A 13,262-nucleotide genomic window follows, 5' to 3' on the forward strand; every position below is an offset into this window, starting at 1 on the left:
CTATGGCCGGGCACTGCTCGATGCCCTTCCGCCCTTCGTCCGCGAGATTGACGGGGTACGTGACCTCTAGGGCGACAGGCGCCGCGCAGGAGAGGGCGGAGGCATGTCCCCGGCGGGACGCCATACGGATGGCAGTGCACACCTTGAAAAGGCCCGCCTGGAGGCGGGCCCTGGAAGGTGCCGGGGGGTGACGCGAGACCGGCGGGTGCGTCAGGCGGCCTGGCGACGCTTGGCCAGCACCGGGGCCAGCTTCTCGTTCATGTGCTTGAAGGCGTCGACGGTGGTGTCCCAGTCGATGCAGGCGTCGGTAATCGAGACACCATAGGCGAGCTCACCGGGATCATCGGTCATCTTCTGGTTGCCCCAGCCGATGTTGGATTCGACCATCAGGCCGATGATCGAGCGGTTACCGTCGAGGATCTGGTGGGTGACGTTCTCCAGCACCAGCGGCTGCAGGGCCGCATCCTTGTTGGAGTTGGCATGGGAGCAGTCGATCATGATATTGGGCCTGATCCCGGCCTTCCTCAGTTCCTGCTCGGCCAGCGCTACGCTGACGCTGTCGTAGTTGGGCTTGCCGTTGCCGCCGCGCAGCACCACATGGCCGTAGGCATTACCGCGTGTGCGAATGATCGCCACCTGACCGGCCTGGTCGATGCCCAGGAAATTGTGGGGGTGGGAGACCGACTGCAGGGCATTGACCGCGACATCGAGGCTGCCATCGGTGCCGTTCTTGAAACCGACGGGACAGGAGAGGCCGGAGGACATCTCGCGGTGGGTCTGGGACTCGGTGGTCCGCGCGCCGATGGCCGACCAGCTGATGCAGTCCTGCAGGTACTGCGGCGAGATGGGGTCCAGCGCCTCCGTGGCCAGCGGCAGGCCCATCTCGGCGAGCTCTACCAGCAGCTTTCGGGCGATGTGCAGGCCCTCCTCGATCTCGAAGGAGCCATTGAGGTGGGGGTCGTTGATCAGCCCCTTCCAGCCCACGGTGGTGCGGGGCTTCTCGAAGTAGACGCGCATCACGATGTAGAGGCTGTCCTTGACCTCGTCAGCCAGCCGGCGCAGGCGGCGAGCGTAGTCCAGGGCGGCATCCACGTCATGGATGGAGCAGGGGCCCACCACCATCAGCAGGCGGGGGTCACGGCCGTCGAGGATGGCCTGGATCGTCTCGCGGCCCTCGATCACCGTACGCTCGGCAGCCTCGGTGAGAGGGATTTCCTGCTTCAGGGCCTCGGGTGTGATCAGGACGTCCTGGGCGAGAACGTTGAGGTTGTTGACCTGCTGCTCTGACATTGTGCTTCCTGTGTCGTGTCTGCGCGGATGGCGATGTCCAGTGGCTTCTACTATCGCGCGCGGGGCCGGCAAATTCAATCGCCGCGAGAACCCGCCGGGCCGAAGTCGGTCTTGGCGCCGGCACCCGGGCAAGCCAATCGGCTTGATGGACGTTCAAGAAACAGGAACACTTGTACCTCTCGTGATTCATGACCCTGACTATATCAGCGGCTCCAAGGCCCAGGTTGACACTATGCTAGCAATGCCAGACCGTTCGCGCCCCGCCGCCGGGTCGCCACTCGCGCCGCCTTGTTCGGGGAGGGCCTGAATGGGCACCCGGGAAACCGATCAGCAGCTCGTCGAGCGCGCCCAGAAGGGGGATACCCGAGCCTTCGATCTGCTGGTAAAGAAGTACCAGCACAAGATCATCGGCCTGATCGGCCGCTACGTGCACGACCACGCTGAGGTGCAGGACGTGGCCCAGGAGGCCTTCATCAAGGCCTATCGGGCACTGGGCAAGTTTCGCGCCGAGAGTGCCTTCTACACTTGGTTATACCGCATCGCCATCAATACCGCGAAGAACTACCTGGTCTCGAAGGGGCGTCGTCCGCCGGGGAGTGACCTGGACATCGCCGATGCCGAGATCGTCGATCACAGCGGGCGACTGGCCGATACCGAGAGCCCCGAAGCTACCATGGCCCGCGATCAGCTGGAGGCAGCCATCTTCGAGGCGATCGAAGGCCTGCCGGACGACCTGCGGACCGCGATCACGCTGCGTGAACTCGACGGCCTCTCCTACGAAGACATTGCCGCCATCATGCAGTGCCCTGTCGGGACTGTCCGCTCGCGGATCTTCCGAGCCCGGGAGGCAGTGGACCAGCACATCCGTCCGCTCGTCACCACCTCCCGCAACCAGGATCTGCAACCTTTTTGACGATTTGCTGAACTGTCCGGCTACTGCGACGTCATATGCGGTGACCGGCCCGCGAACAAGCGGGCACCAACATGCCGACATGGCCAGGGCGAAACGCGCCTATGTCGGAATTACCAGGCTGTCAAAGGACCCGGACCGGGTCGCCTTGTCGAGTGCGAGGGTGTGAAGAATGAGTCAGAACGCACGGGAATCGCTTTCTGCCCTGATGGACAACGAAGGGGATGAACTGGAGCTGCGTCGAGTGCTTAAGTCGCTGGACGACTCCCCGGATTCAGCCGAGACCTGGCGCCGCTACCACCTGATGCGCAGCCTGATGCGACGGGAACCGGAGGTGGATGTCGCCACCGACCTCTCGGCCGGGATCATGGCGCGCCTGCAGGATGAGCCGCTGCCCCATGTAGATGCCGGCGAGTCTTCCGGGCGTCCCCTGTCACTGGCACGCGGCGCCGGCATCGCGGCCGCGGTGTCGCTGATGGTCATCAGCGGCGTGCAGTTCTACAACGGCGGTTTCGATGCGGGGCAGGTCCCCGCCGAGGTGGCCTCGCAACCTCAGCCGGCGGGCGAGTGGCAGGCTAGTCCTGCCGCACTCGGCGCGGCCGAGCTGGCGGCAACGGGCTCCGACAGTCGGCCGGCTCTGCCGCTTTTCCAGGCGCCTACCGGTGATTCTCGGGGCGCGATGACGGTAGGCGCGGGCTTCGATGCGCCGCTGTTCCTCTCTCCGCGGCATTCCGCCCGTGATGACCACCAACAGGCGCAATTGCTGCAGTCCTACCTGGACCGCCATGCCGAGGGCGCCGCCTATCGCAGCGGCGACACCTGGATGCCGCTGCTACGGGCGTCTGGCAGCGAGTCCCTGGGGCAGCACTGATGTATCTGGGTCGTTTGGCCCGCGGGATCGGCGGGACCCTGGTCGTGGCCCTGTTGACTCTCTCGTCCGGCGCCATGGCGCAGCCCGGTACCGACCCGGCCCAGGCCGAGCGGTTCAATTGCCGCTCGCTGGCAACACGCGACACCCCCGGGACGGCTCTGGGCTGGCTGGAGCGCAGCCTTTGGGCCAGTCATTGTTACGAGTTCAAGGCACGGGCGGTACGCATCGGCAGCGACGGGGTCCGTTCCCTGGCGCTTTCCCACGATGTCGTCGAGGGCGTTGAGCGCGAGATGGCCCGATTTCTGGACGGCCCCCCGGTGGTCTTCGAACGGCGCGGGCGTATCGGTCGCTTCAGCTGGGCCGAGAGAAACGCCCCGGTACCGGCTTCGCCAGCGGGCATTGCCGAACACCTCGATGGCCTCTACCGCCTGCAGCTGAGCGGTGAAGAGCGACTGGCCAATCGCGCCACCATTCGCCTCGACATCGAACCCCTGGATGGTCTGCGGTATGGCCATCGCTTCTGGCTCGACACTGCCACGGGGCTGCCGCTCAAACAGATCCTGCTGGACGAGCAGGGGCGCGTGGTGGAAACCTTCCAGATCACCGATCTGCGTCAGCCCCAGCTGTATCAGGGAGAGGTCGACCTCGACCGACGCCGTGCCCGCCCTGAGGACCCTTGGCATCCCGCCTGGCTGCCCACGGGCTTCATCCCTCAGCCGGTAAAGACCCGCAGCTCCCGCCATGACGATGATATTGGCCATCGGGTCTATAGTGACGGACTCGCCACCCTCAGCCTGTTCGTGGAACCCCTGGCGGGACCGGACCAGCTGATTCCGGGCATGCATCGCCTCGGCATCTCCTACGCAGCCGTTCGCCATCGCGAACTCGGCGGCCGGACCCGCCAGGTGGTCGTGATGGGGGAGCTGCCGCCCGGTGTCCTGCTGCGCGTGGCCGACTCGCTGGAGTGGCAGGGCGGCGGTGAAGGCGACATGCCCTGACTCTGGAACATATAGCCGGTATGAAAAACGCGTTTTCTTCTCACATTCCTTGTCGACGCAGGAGCCACTCATGAAGCGCATGACTCGACACCTTTCCCTCTGGGCGCTGCTTGCCACGGCCCTGCTGGCGTGGCAGACCGCCATGGCCCGCAACTTGCCGGACTTCACCGAACTGGTCGACCGGGCCGCGCCCGGCGTCGTGAACATCTCCACCTCGCGGATGGTGGAGCGCCGGACGTCGCCCTTCCAGGACTTCGGCGGTCAGGAGATTCCTGAGATCTTTCGTCACTTCTTCGGTGACCGTTTCCCGGTGCCGCCCGGCGGAGGCCCGGGGCGCAGCGAGGAGCGCCAGTCGCTGGGGTCGGGCTTCATCATCGATGAGGCCGGTTACATCATGACCAATGCGCATGTGGTGCAAGGCGCCGAAGAGATCCTGGTGCGGCTCAACGACCGTCGTGAACTCGAGGCCGAGCTGCTCGGTGCCGATGCCAAGACGGATGTCGCCCTGCTCAAGGTCGACGCTGACGGCCTGCCGACCCTTGCTGTGGGGGATTCCGACGATCTTCGGGTCGGCGAATGGGTCGCCGCTATCGGTTCTCCCTTCGGCTTCGACCATTCGGTGACGGCCGGTATCGTCAGTGCCATCGATCGCACTCTGCCCCGGGATGCCTATGTCCCCTTCATCCAGACCGATGTGGCCATCAATCCGGGCAACTCTGGCGGTCCGCTGTTCAACCTGGACGGCGAGGTGGTCGGTATCAACTCGCAGATCTTCACCCGCAGCGGCGGCTTCATGGGACTCTCCTTTGCGATCCCCATCAACGTCGCCCTGGACGTGGCCGACCAGCTGCGTGACGACGGTCGCGTCAGCCGAGGCTGGCTGGGCGTAATGATCCAGCCGGTGTCCCGCGACCTGGCCGAATCCTTCGGCATGGACAACGCCGAGGGGGCGCTGATCGCCGATCTTGATCCGGAGGGGCCGGCCGCGCGCGGTGGACTCCAGGCCGGCGATATCATTCTCGAGGTCAACGGCGAGGCGGTAGAGAATTCGAGCACTCTGCCGCGGCTGGTCGGTCGGGTCAGCCCGGGCAGCGAAGTGGAGATGACCCTGCTGCGTGATGGCGAGCGTCGCGAAAAGACCATCACCTTGGGTGACTGGCCGGACAGCCAGGACCGCGCGGCGAAGGGCCAGGGCGCTGATCAGGCGCCGGCGCGGCTGGGTATCGCTTTGGCTCCGCTGGAAGATGCCGAGCAGCGTGAACTCGGCATCGAGGGTGGCGTCCGGGTGCGCGAGGTGGATCCGCAGGGTGCAGCCGCCAAGGCGGGCATCCGGGCCGGCGACATCCTGGTCAGCATCGACCATCGTGCTGTAAAGGGCCCCAACCAGCTTGCCGAACTGGTGGCCGAGCTGCCCGATGATCGGGCGATTCCGGTGCGCCTCTACCGCGATGGTCGTTCGCTCTTCGTGGCGTTGCGCCTTTCCCGCGGCTGATTTCGCCGCTCCTTCCAGCGGCAGCGATCATGCGACCCGACGGTACCCGCCGTCGGGTCGCTGTATCTGGCCGGCGCATCCCGCTACAATGTGGCCCAATCTGATCAGAGCCCGCCAGCCGACCGCAACGCGATCCATCGTGTCGGCCGTGGCCCGACACCCACAAGGCAGAATCGACTCGATGTCCCAAGACGCAACCTCCGACCCCCTCAAGCACATTCGCAACTTCTCGATCATCGCCCACATCGACCATGGCAAGTCGACCCTGGCCGATCGTCTGATCCAGACCTGCGGTGGGCTGACCGAGCGTGAGCTCAAGGAGCAGGTGCTCGACTCCATGGACCTCGAGCGCGAGCGTGGCATCACCATCAAGGCGCAGTCGGTGACGCTGGATTACCACGCCCAGGACGGCAACATCTACCAGCTGAACTTCATCGATACGCCGGGACACGTGGACTTCTCCTACGAGGTATCGCGTTCGCTCTATGCCTGCGAGGGGGCGCTGCTGGTGGTCGATGCCGGCCAGGGTGTCGAGGCCCAGTCGGTAGCCAACTGCTATACCGCCATCGAGCAGGGCCTTGAAGTATTGCCGGTGCTCAACAAGATGGACCTGCCCCAGGCCGATCCGGACAAGGTCTCTCACGAGATCGAGGAGATCATCGGCCTGGACGCCACCGACGCCTGCCAGGTCTCGGCCAAGAGCGGACTGGGCATCGATGCGCTGCTCGAACGCCTGGTGCGCGACATCCCGCCTCCCAAGGGGGACCCCAAGGCTCCCCTCCAGGCGCTGATCATCGATTCGTGGTTCGACAACTATCTGGGCGTGGTCTCGCTGGTACGGCTCTTCGACGGCACCCTGAAGAAGGGCGAGAAGATCCGTATCACGTCCACCGGGCGTGACTGGCAGGTCAACGAGGTGGGGATCTTCACCCCGCAGCGCCGTGAGACCGGCATGCTGCGCGCCGGCGAGGTAGGGTTCATCGTGGCAGGGATCAAGGAGATTCAGGGCGCCCCAGTGGGGGATACCATCACCCATACCAAGACGCCAGACGTCCCCCGCCTGCCCGGCTTCCAGAAGGTCAAGCCGCAGGTCTACGCCGGGATGTTCCCGGTCAGTGCCGACGATTACGAGGACTTTCGCGACGCCCTGGAGAAGCTGGCGCTCAACGATGCCTCGCTGGATTACGAGCCGGAGAACTCCGACGCCCTGGGCTTCGGCTTCCGGGTCGGCTTCCTCGGCACCCTGCACATGGAGATCGTCCAGGAGCGCCTCGAGCGCGAGTATGACCTGGACCTGCTGACCACGGCGCCCACCGTGGTCTACGAACTGCTGCTCAAGAACGACGAAATCATCTACGTCGCCAACCCCTCCAAACTGCCCGACATGGCCGATGTGGAGGAGATGCGTGAGCCCATCGTGCGTGCCAGCATCCTGGTGCCCCAGGACTTCGTCGGCAACGTCATCACCGAATGTGAGCAGCGCCGCGGCACCCAGCTCGACATGCAATTTCTCGGCAGCCAGATCCAGCTCACCTACGAGCTGCCGATGAGCGAGGTGGTGATGGACTTCTTCGATCGCCTGAAGTCGATCTCCAAGGGCTATGCCTCGCTGGAGTACAACTTCGAGCGCTTCGAGGCGGCCAAGCTGGTGCGCCTGGACGTGTTGATCAACGGCGACAAGGTCGACGCCCTGGCGGTGATCATCCATCGCGATCATGCCCAGAGCCGCGGACGCCTGCTGGTCGAGAAGATGAAGGAGTTGATCCCGCGGCAGATGTTTGACGTGGCGATCCAGGCCGCCATCGGCGGCCAGGTGGTGGCGCGCTCCACCGTCAAGGCGTTGCGCAAGAACGTCACCGCCAAGTGCTATGGTGGCGACGTCAGCCGCAAGAAGAAGCTGCTCGAGAAGCAGAAGGCGGGCAAGAAACGCATGAAGCAGGTCGGTCGAGTGGAGATTCCCCAGGACGCCTTCCTTGCCGTGCTCAGGGTCAACGACTAGGGACGAATAACTGCATGGACTTCTCTCTGATGCTGGTGGCGGCGGTGGCCGTCACAGGGGTGATCTGGCTGCTCGATCTGCTCTGGTGGCGGCCTGCCCGTCGGCGGCGGTTGGCCACTGCCGAGGTCGGCACCACCGAAGGGCTCGGTGAACGGGCCCGCGAAAAGGCGCTCACGGAGCCCTGGCCGGTAGACTACGCTCGCTCCTTCTTCCCGGTGCTGCTGGTGGTGCTGGTATTGCGCAGCTTCGTGGTCGAGCCCTTCCAGATCCCCTCCGGCTCGATGCGTCCGACACTGGAAGTCGGTGACTTTATCCTGGTCAACAAGTTCGCCTATGGCCTGCGCTTGCCAGTGGTCAACACCCGTATCCTGGAGGTAGGTGAGCCCGAGCGGGGCGACGTCATGGTGTTTCGCTTTCCCGATGAGCCGTCCGTGAACTTCATCAAGCGGGTGGTGGGCCTGCCGGGCGACCGGATTCGTTACGAGGACAAGCAGCTGTTCGTCAATGGCGAAGCGGTACCCAAGCGGCTGCTCGAGGCCGGCCCCATCAAGGCCCCCACCGAGCTGCTGCTGGCCGAGCAGTTGGGCGAGGTGGAGCACCGCATCTACAATAATCCTCGCGACTCTGGCCCTCAGGTACGCGAGTTGGTGGTGCCGCAGGGGCACTACTTCACCATGGGCGACAACCGTGACCACTCCAATGACAGCCGTTACTGGGGCTTCGTGCCGGAGACCAACATCGCCGGCCGCGCCTTTGCCGTCTGGATGCACTGGGACGGCGGGCTGCCGAGCTTCAGCAGTGTGCGCCGAATTCACTAGGGTGGCACCTGCCGTCCTTCGGACCCGGTGGCGTGCACGAGCCGCCGGGTCCCCTGACACAACCCCCACGTCTGCTATCGAATATTCAGGAGCTCCGTGAGCAACTCCCTCAACGCCTTCAGCCGCCGCATCGGCCATACATTCGCCGATCCCGGTCTGCTCGAGCTGGCCATGACCCATCGCAGCTACGGCGGCCAGAACAACGAACGCCTCGAGTTTCTCGGTGATTCCATCGTCAACTTCATCATCGCCGAGGCGCTCTTCCAGCGCTTTCCCCAGGCCCGGGAAGGGCAGCTGTCTCGGCTGCGCGCGCGCCTGGTCAAGGGCCAGACGCTGGCCGAGCTGGCTCGCGAGATGGCCTTCGGTGAATGCCTGCGGTTGGGGTCCGGCGAGATGAAGAGCGGTGGTCATCGTCGCGAGTCGATTCTCGCCGATGCCGTCGAGGCGGTGCTCGGCGCGATCTACCTGGATGCCGGCATGGAGGTGGCCCGGACCCGGGTGCTCTCCTGGTACGCCGAGCGCCTGGAAGCCATCAGCCTTGACGATACCCAGAAGGATCCCAAGACCCGCCTGCAGGAATTCCTGCAGTCACGCCAGATGCCCCTGCCGCGCTACGAGGTGACCTCGGTGGAGGGTGAGGCCCATGCCCAGACCTTCACCGTCGAGTGTCATATCGAGGTGCTCGAGGAGCACACCCTCGGCGTCGGCTCGAGCCGACGCCATGCCGAGCAGCAAGCCGCTGCCCAGGCGCTGACCCGCCTCGAACCGGCCAAGTCCAACAGCAGCGCGGGGGGCCGCTCATGACCACTACCTGCGGTTTCGTGGCCATCGTCGGCCGTCCCAATGTTGGCAAGTCGACGCTGATGAACCGGATCCTCGGCCAGAAGGTCTCGATCACGTCGCGGCGTCCCCAGACCACCCGCCACCAAGTGATGGGCATCAAGACCGAAGGGGAGGCCCAGTTTATCTACGTCGATACCCCCGGTATCCACATCATGGCCAAGGATCGCAACAAGGCGATCAACCGCTTCATGAACCAGGCCGCCGTCCAGGCCCTGCGCGACGTGGATTGCGTGGTCTTCATCATCGACCGGACCCGCTGGAGCGACGAGGACCAGGTGGTGCTCCAGCGCCTGGGGCACGTCGAGGCGCCGGTGATCCTGGCCGTCAACAAGGTCGATCGTCTGCAGGACAAGGCCAGCCTGCTGCCCTGGCTGGAGCAGGTCGGCGCTCGCCGCGACTTCGCCGCCATCGTGCCGATCTCCGCCAAGCACGGCACCAATGTCCCCGAGCTGGAGGCCGAGGTCGCCAAGCACCTGCCGGAGAGCGTGCATTACTTCCCCGAGGACCAGATCACCGACAAGAGCCAGCGTTTCCTGGCCGCCGAGATGGTGCGCGAGAAGGTGATGCGCCAGCTCGGGGACGAGCTGCCCTACCAGATGACCGTGGAGATCGAGGAGTTCCGCGACGAGGGGCGAGTCGTGCACGTCAGCGCGTTGATCCTCGTCGAGCGGGCCGGCCAGAAGAAGATCCTGATCGGCGAAAACGGCGAGCGCATCAAGAACATCGGCCGGGAAGCGCGCCTCGACATGGAGCGGGTCCTGGGAGCCAAGGTGATGCTCAACCTCTGGGTCAAGGTCAAGCGTGGCTGGTCCGACGACGAGCGGGCGCTGAAGAGCCTGGGTTACGACCTTGATTAAGGCACAAGGAGCGAGGGGCAAGCTTCAAGGATAACCCCTCGTGACCCGCAGTGAAGGAAGATGGATACTGCCTTGCTCCTTGCTCCTTGCTCCTTGCTCCTTGCTCCTTGCTCCTTGCTCCTTGCTCCTGGCCGAAGGCTCCCCGCATGACCCCCGAACCGGCATTCCTGTTACATAAGCGGCCGTACCGCGAGACCAGCGCCCTGGTGGAGCTGCTGACGCTGCATCACGGGCGCGTCAGGGCCGTGGCTCAGGGCGTTCAGCGTCCTGGGTCGCGATCGCGTGGTCGGCTTCAGCCCTTCGCTCCACTGCATGTCACCTGGGTCGGCGAGGGCGAGCTCAAGCGCCTGCGCTTGATGGAGGGGCACGGCAGTGCGGCTCTGCTCGCCGGCGAGGGATTGCTCTGTGGCCTCTATGCCAACGAATTGCTGACGCGGGTGTTGCCGGTGGAGCTGCCGGTCTCCGACGTCTTTGCCTTCTACACCGCCATGCTCGAGATGCTGCCAAAGCCCGAGGGACGCGCCGGGGCACTGCGTCGGCTCGAGGTGGCGGCGCTCGAGGCGCTGGATGCCTGGCCGCGCTTTACCGACCCCGAGGGGGGCGAGCTCGACCCTCAGTGTCGCTATGTCCTCGATCCGGCCTCACGGGCCTTCGTGGCAGGCGAGGGCGGCATCGACGGGCGCACCCTGCGCTTGCTGGCCCGCGGTGACTGGGCCGAGCCCGGGCTGGCCGGACCCGCCAAGGCGATCACCCGGGCGGCGTTGGCCCCGCTGCTCGGTAGCCGCCCGTTGCGTTCCCGCGAGTTGATGCGCCAGCTGGCGCAGCGCCGCCGAAACCACGAGAAAGTCAGGCAGCAGCCGTGAGGGCCTGGCCTTGCCTTGGCCGCTTGGCCGCTTGGCGCTTATCCTTGACCCCTTGACCCCTTGACCCCTTGACCCCTTGACCCCTTGACCCCTTGACCCCTTGGCCCCGGAGACCCCCATGCACCCCCCGCGCATCCTGCTCGGCGTCAACATCGACCATATCGCCACCCTGCGCCAGGCCCGTGGCACCCGCTACCCCGATCCGGTCCAGGCGGCCCTGCTCGCCGAGGAGGCGGGTGCCGACGGTATCACCGTGCATTTGCGCGAGGACCGTCGCCATATCCAGGAGCGCGACGTGCGCCTCCTGGCCGAGGTGCTCAATACCCGCATGAATCTGGAGATGGCGGTCACCGAAGAGATGCTCTGCCTGGCAGAGGCACTGCGCCCCGCCCATGTCTGCCTGGTGCCTGAGAAGCGCGAGGAGCTGACCACCGAGGGCGGGCTCGATGTGGCGGGGGGTGGCGAGGCCATTGCCGCGGCCTGCCGGCGCCTTGAGGAGGCTGGCTGTGAGGTGTCGCTGTTCATCGACCCCGAGCCTGTCCAGATCGAGGCGTCGGCCAGGGCCGGCGCGACGGTGGTCGAGCTGCATACTGGTGCCTATGCCGAGGTCACGGGCGAGGCCGCCCGTCGCGAGCATGCCCGTCTGGCCGCCGCTGCCGAGATGGCCCTCGAATTGGGCCTCACCGTGAATGCCGGGCACGGCCTGACCTATCACAACGTCGAGGCCATCGCTGCGCTGCCGGGCATCCATGAGCTCAACATCGGTCATGCGATCATTGCCCGGGCGCTCTTCGTCGGCCTCAAGGAGGCCGTGGCCGAAATGAAACGGCTGGTCATCGCCGGTCAGGAGGCGGGCTTCGTGGCCTCGCTCGAGGAGCACGACCACGATCATGATGCAGAGGCGGGCTGCTGCCGATGATCATCGGGATCGGCACCGATGTCGCCCGTGTGGCTCGTTTCGAGCGGGCCATGGGGCGCCACGGTGATCGCTTCGCGCTGCGCCTGCTCGGTGAGCGGGAGCATGAACGGTTCCGTGGTCATCTGCTGCCCGCAGCGTTCCTGGCCAAGCGGTTCGCCGCCAAGGAGGCCTTCGTCAAGGCATTGGGCACCGGCCTGCGACGGGGCATGCGCTGGACCGAGATCCAGGTGGTCAACGATACCCTGGGGCGCCCGTCACTGGTGCTCTCCGGCAAGGCCCTTGAGCTGGCCGAGGCGGCCGGCGTCCGGGCGGTTCACCTGTCGCTTTCCGATGAGGAGGCGCTGGCCATGGCCTTCGTGGTGCTCGAGAGCTGATCCGCCTGCCAGGCACGCAACTCACCCATGGCGGCATAGAGGTCGGGCAGAAGCGGCACCACGGCGGACACGCCCCGCGACCGCAGTCGGGTCTCCAGCGTCTCCGCCAGCAGCCCCAGGCGTGGCGTACCGCAATAGCGACAGGCGCCATTGAGGGCATGCAGGGCGTCGAGCAGGGCCACTTCATCGCCGCGCTCGACGGCATCGCGGATGGCCCGTTCGCTGTCCTCAAGGGAGTCGGCCAGTGTCTCCAGCATTTCCCTGGCGAGGGCTTCGCGTCCACCGGCCAGGCTAGTACCCAGCTCCAGGTCGACCACCGCTAGCTCCTGGTCCTCCTCCCCCGCCCCTGGTGGGTCACCCTGCGCTGATGGTTCGCTCGACACAGACCGCTGCGGCTGCACGATGCCCAGGTGTTCCTCCAGCAGCTGAGCGAGGCGCTGAGGCTGCAGCGGCTTTATCAGCACATCGTCGAGTCCGCTCTCGCGCAGCACTCGGTGCTGCTCGCCCTGTACATGGGCAGTGACGGCGATGATCGGCACCCGCCGCCAGGCACCGCCGAGCCGTCTCAGCCCCCGGGTCGTCGCCACCCCGTCCATGCCGGCCATACGGATGTCCATCAGCACCAGGTCGAAGTCCCGGTCATGCGCCAGCGACAGGGCTTCCTCCCCGCTTGCCGCCTGGGTCACCGAAAGGCCGAACCCGGCCAGCAGTTCGCCCAGCAGCAGTCGGTTGGATTCGGTGTCATCGACGACCAGCAGTCGTGCCGGCGGCGCTGCCTGCCCGCGTCGCGCGGGCGCCGGCAGCGCTCGAGGCCTCCCCGCCAGCTGGCGGGATACTGCATTGGCCAGGGCCGAGCGGGAGACCGGCTTGCCGAGGACCTCGCCGCCATGCGGCAAGGGCAGGGCAGGGAGGACGGGGGGGCTGGCGTTGACCAGCAGCAGGGCGGGGCAGCCCAGCCGGTCCAGCCGGCACCGCCATCCCGCCAGGTGTCTCTCGTCCAGGTCCTCGCTGCCCAGCCCTGCCACGAC

Annotated in this window: 13 protein-coding genes; 11 read left to right on the forward strand and 2 right to left on the reverse strand. The window is 65.9% G+C overall.

Annotated elements, in window-relative coordinates; genetic code table 11:
- Positions 1-210: 210 nt before the first annotated feature.
- A complete protein-coding gene (locus RI841_RS08920; RefSeq protein WP_310705243.1) occupies positions 211-1,290 on the reverse strand; it encodes a 3-deoxy-7-phosphoheptulonate synthase in 1,080 nt (359 codons plus the stop codon).
- A 307-nt stretch (positions 1,291-1,597) separates the two neighbouring features.
- On the opposite strand from RI841_RS08920, the gene rpoE reads away from it, so the two are divergent.
- From rpoE to acpS, 11 genes are all read left to right on the forward strand, one after another.
- Positions 1,598-2,203 (forward strand): RNA polymerase sigma factor RpoE, encoded by a 606-nt coding sequence (gene rpoE / locus RI841_RS08925; RefSeq protein ID WP_310705244.1) that lies wholly within the window; start codon positions 1,598-1,600, stop codon positions 2,201-2,203.
- A gap of 169 nt (positions 2,204-2,372) precedes the next feature.
- A complete protein-coding gene (locus RI841_RS08930) occupies positions 2,373-3,071 on the forward strand; it encodes a sigma-E factor negative regulatory protein (protein WP_310705245.1) in 699 nt (232 codons plus the stop codon).
- Positions 3,071-4,069, forward strand: a complete 999-nt coding sequence (locus RI841_RS08935; RefSeq protein WP_310705246.1) for a MucB/RseB C-terminal domain-containing protein — start codon at positions 3,071-3,073, stop codon at positions 4,067-4,069. Before RI841_RS08930 ends, RI841_RS08935 begins: the two co-directional genes overlap by 1 nt.
- A gap of 70 nt (positions 4,070-4,139) precedes the next feature.
- A complete protein-coding gene (locus RI841_RS08940; protein WP_310705247.1) occupies positions 4,140-5,561 on the forward strand; it encodes a DegQ family serine endoprotease in 1,422 nt (473 codons plus the stop codon).
- 181 nt (positions 5,562-5,742) lie between these two features.
- Complete coding sequence (lepA, locus tag RI841_RS08945; protein WP_310705248.1) at positions 5,743-7,560, forward strand: translation elongation factor 4; 1,818 nt, start codon at positions 5,743-5,745, stop codon at positions 7,558-7,560.
- Between the two features lie 14 nt (positions 7,561-7,574).
- Positions 7,575-8,378, forward strand: a complete 804-nt coding sequence (gene lepB / locus RI841_RS08950; protein ID WP_310705249.1) for a signal peptidase I — start codon at positions 7,575-7,577, stop codon at positions 8,376-8,378.
- Between the two features lie 96 nt (positions 8,379-8,474).
- Positions 8,475-9,182, forward strand: a complete 708-nt coding sequence (gene rnc, locus RI841_RS08955) for a ribonuclease III (protein WP_310705250.1) — start codon at positions 8,475-8,477, stop codon at positions 9,180-9,182.
- Positions 9,179-10,078 (forward strand): GTPase Era, encoded by a 900-nt coding sequence (gene era / locus RI841_RS08960; RefSeq protein WP_310705251.1) that lies wholly within the window; start codon positions 9,179-9,181, stop codon positions 10,076-10,078. Before rnc ends, era begins: the two co-directional genes overlap by 4 nt.
- 146 nt (positions 10,079-10,224) lie before the next feature.
- Complete coding sequence (gene recO, locus RI841_RS08965; RefSeq protein ID WP_310705252.1) at positions 10,225-10,941, forward strand: DNA repair protein RecO; 717 nt, start codon at positions 10,225-10,227, stop codon at positions 10,939-10,941.
- Between the two features lie 118 nt (positions 10,942-11,059).
- The gene (gene pdxJ / locus RI841_RS08970) at positions 11,060-11,860 is read left to right on the forward strand and encodes a pyridoxine 5'-phosphate synthase (protein WP_310705253.1); all 801 of its coding nucleotides are present in this window, start codon (positions 11,060-11,062) and stop codon (positions 11,858-11,860) included.
- Positions 11,857-12,234: a holo-ACP synthase gene (acpS, locus tag RI841_RS08975; RefSeq protein WP_310705254.1), complete on the forward strand. Its 378-nt coding sequence runs from the start codon at positions 11,857-11,859 to the stop codon at positions 12,232-12,234. Before pdxJ ends, acpS begins: the two co-directional genes overlap by 4 nt.
- Here the strand turns inward: acpS and RI841_RS08980 are convergent.
- On the reverse strand, positions 12,174-13,262 hold a 1,089-nt coding region (locus tag RI841_RS08980), incomplete at its 5' end, for a response regulator (protein ID WP_310705255.1). The two genes, acpS and RI841_RS08980, sit on opposite strands and share 61 nt — an antisense overlap.

This window comes from Halomonas sp. (assembly GCF_031581305.1).
In the GTDB taxonomy this organism is placed as follows: domain Bacteria; phylum Pseudomonadota; class Gammaproteobacteria; order Pseudomonadales; family Halomonadaceae; genus Halomonas.

Excerpts from the sequence above, each read along its gene's own strand:
- RI841_RS08935 (WP_310705246.1), top strand. The coding sequence starts at position 3,071 with ATGTATCTGGGTCGTTTGGCCCGCGGGATCGGCGGGACCCTGGTCGTG.
- RI841_RS08920 (WP_310705243.1), bottom strand. The coding sequence starts at position 1,290 with ATGTCAGAGCAGCAGGTCAACAACCTCAACGTTCTCGCCCAGGACGTC.
- pdxJ (WP_310705253.1), top strand. The coding sequence starts at position 11,060 with ATGCACCCCCCGCGCATCCTGCTCGGCGTCAACATCGACCATATCGCC.
- RI841_RS08930 (WP_310705245.1), top strand. The coding sequence starts at position 2,373 with ATGAGTCAGAACGCACGGGAATCGCTTTCTGCCCTGATGGACAACGAA.
- rpoE (WP_310705244.1), top strand. The coding sequence starts at position 1,598 with ATGGGCACCCGGGAAACCGATCAGCAGCTCGTCGAGCGCGCCCAGAAG.
- acpS (WP_310705254.1), top strand. The coding sequence starts at position 11,857 with ATGATCATCGGGATCGGCACCGATGTCGCCCGTGTGGCTCGTTTCGAG.
- RI841_RS08940 (WP_310705247.1), top strand. The coding sequence starts at position 4,140 with ATGAAGCGCATGACTCGACACCTTTCCCTCTGGGCGCTGCTTGCCACG.
- lepB (WP_310705249.1), top strand. The coding sequence starts at position 7,575 with ATGGACTTCTCTCTGATGCTGGTGGCGGCGGTGGCCGTCACAGGGGTG.
- era (WP_310705251.1), top strand. The coding sequence starts at position 9,179 with ATGACCACTACCTGCGGTTTCGTGGCCATCGTCGGCCGTCCCAATGTT.
- recO (WP_310705252.1), top strand. The coding sequence starts at position 10,225 with ATGACCCCCGAACCGGCATTCCTGTTACATAAGCGGCCGTACCGCGAG.
- lepA (WP_310705248.1), top strand. The coding sequence starts at position 5,743 with ATGTCCCAAGACGCAACCTCCGACCCCCTCAAGCACATTCGCAACTTC.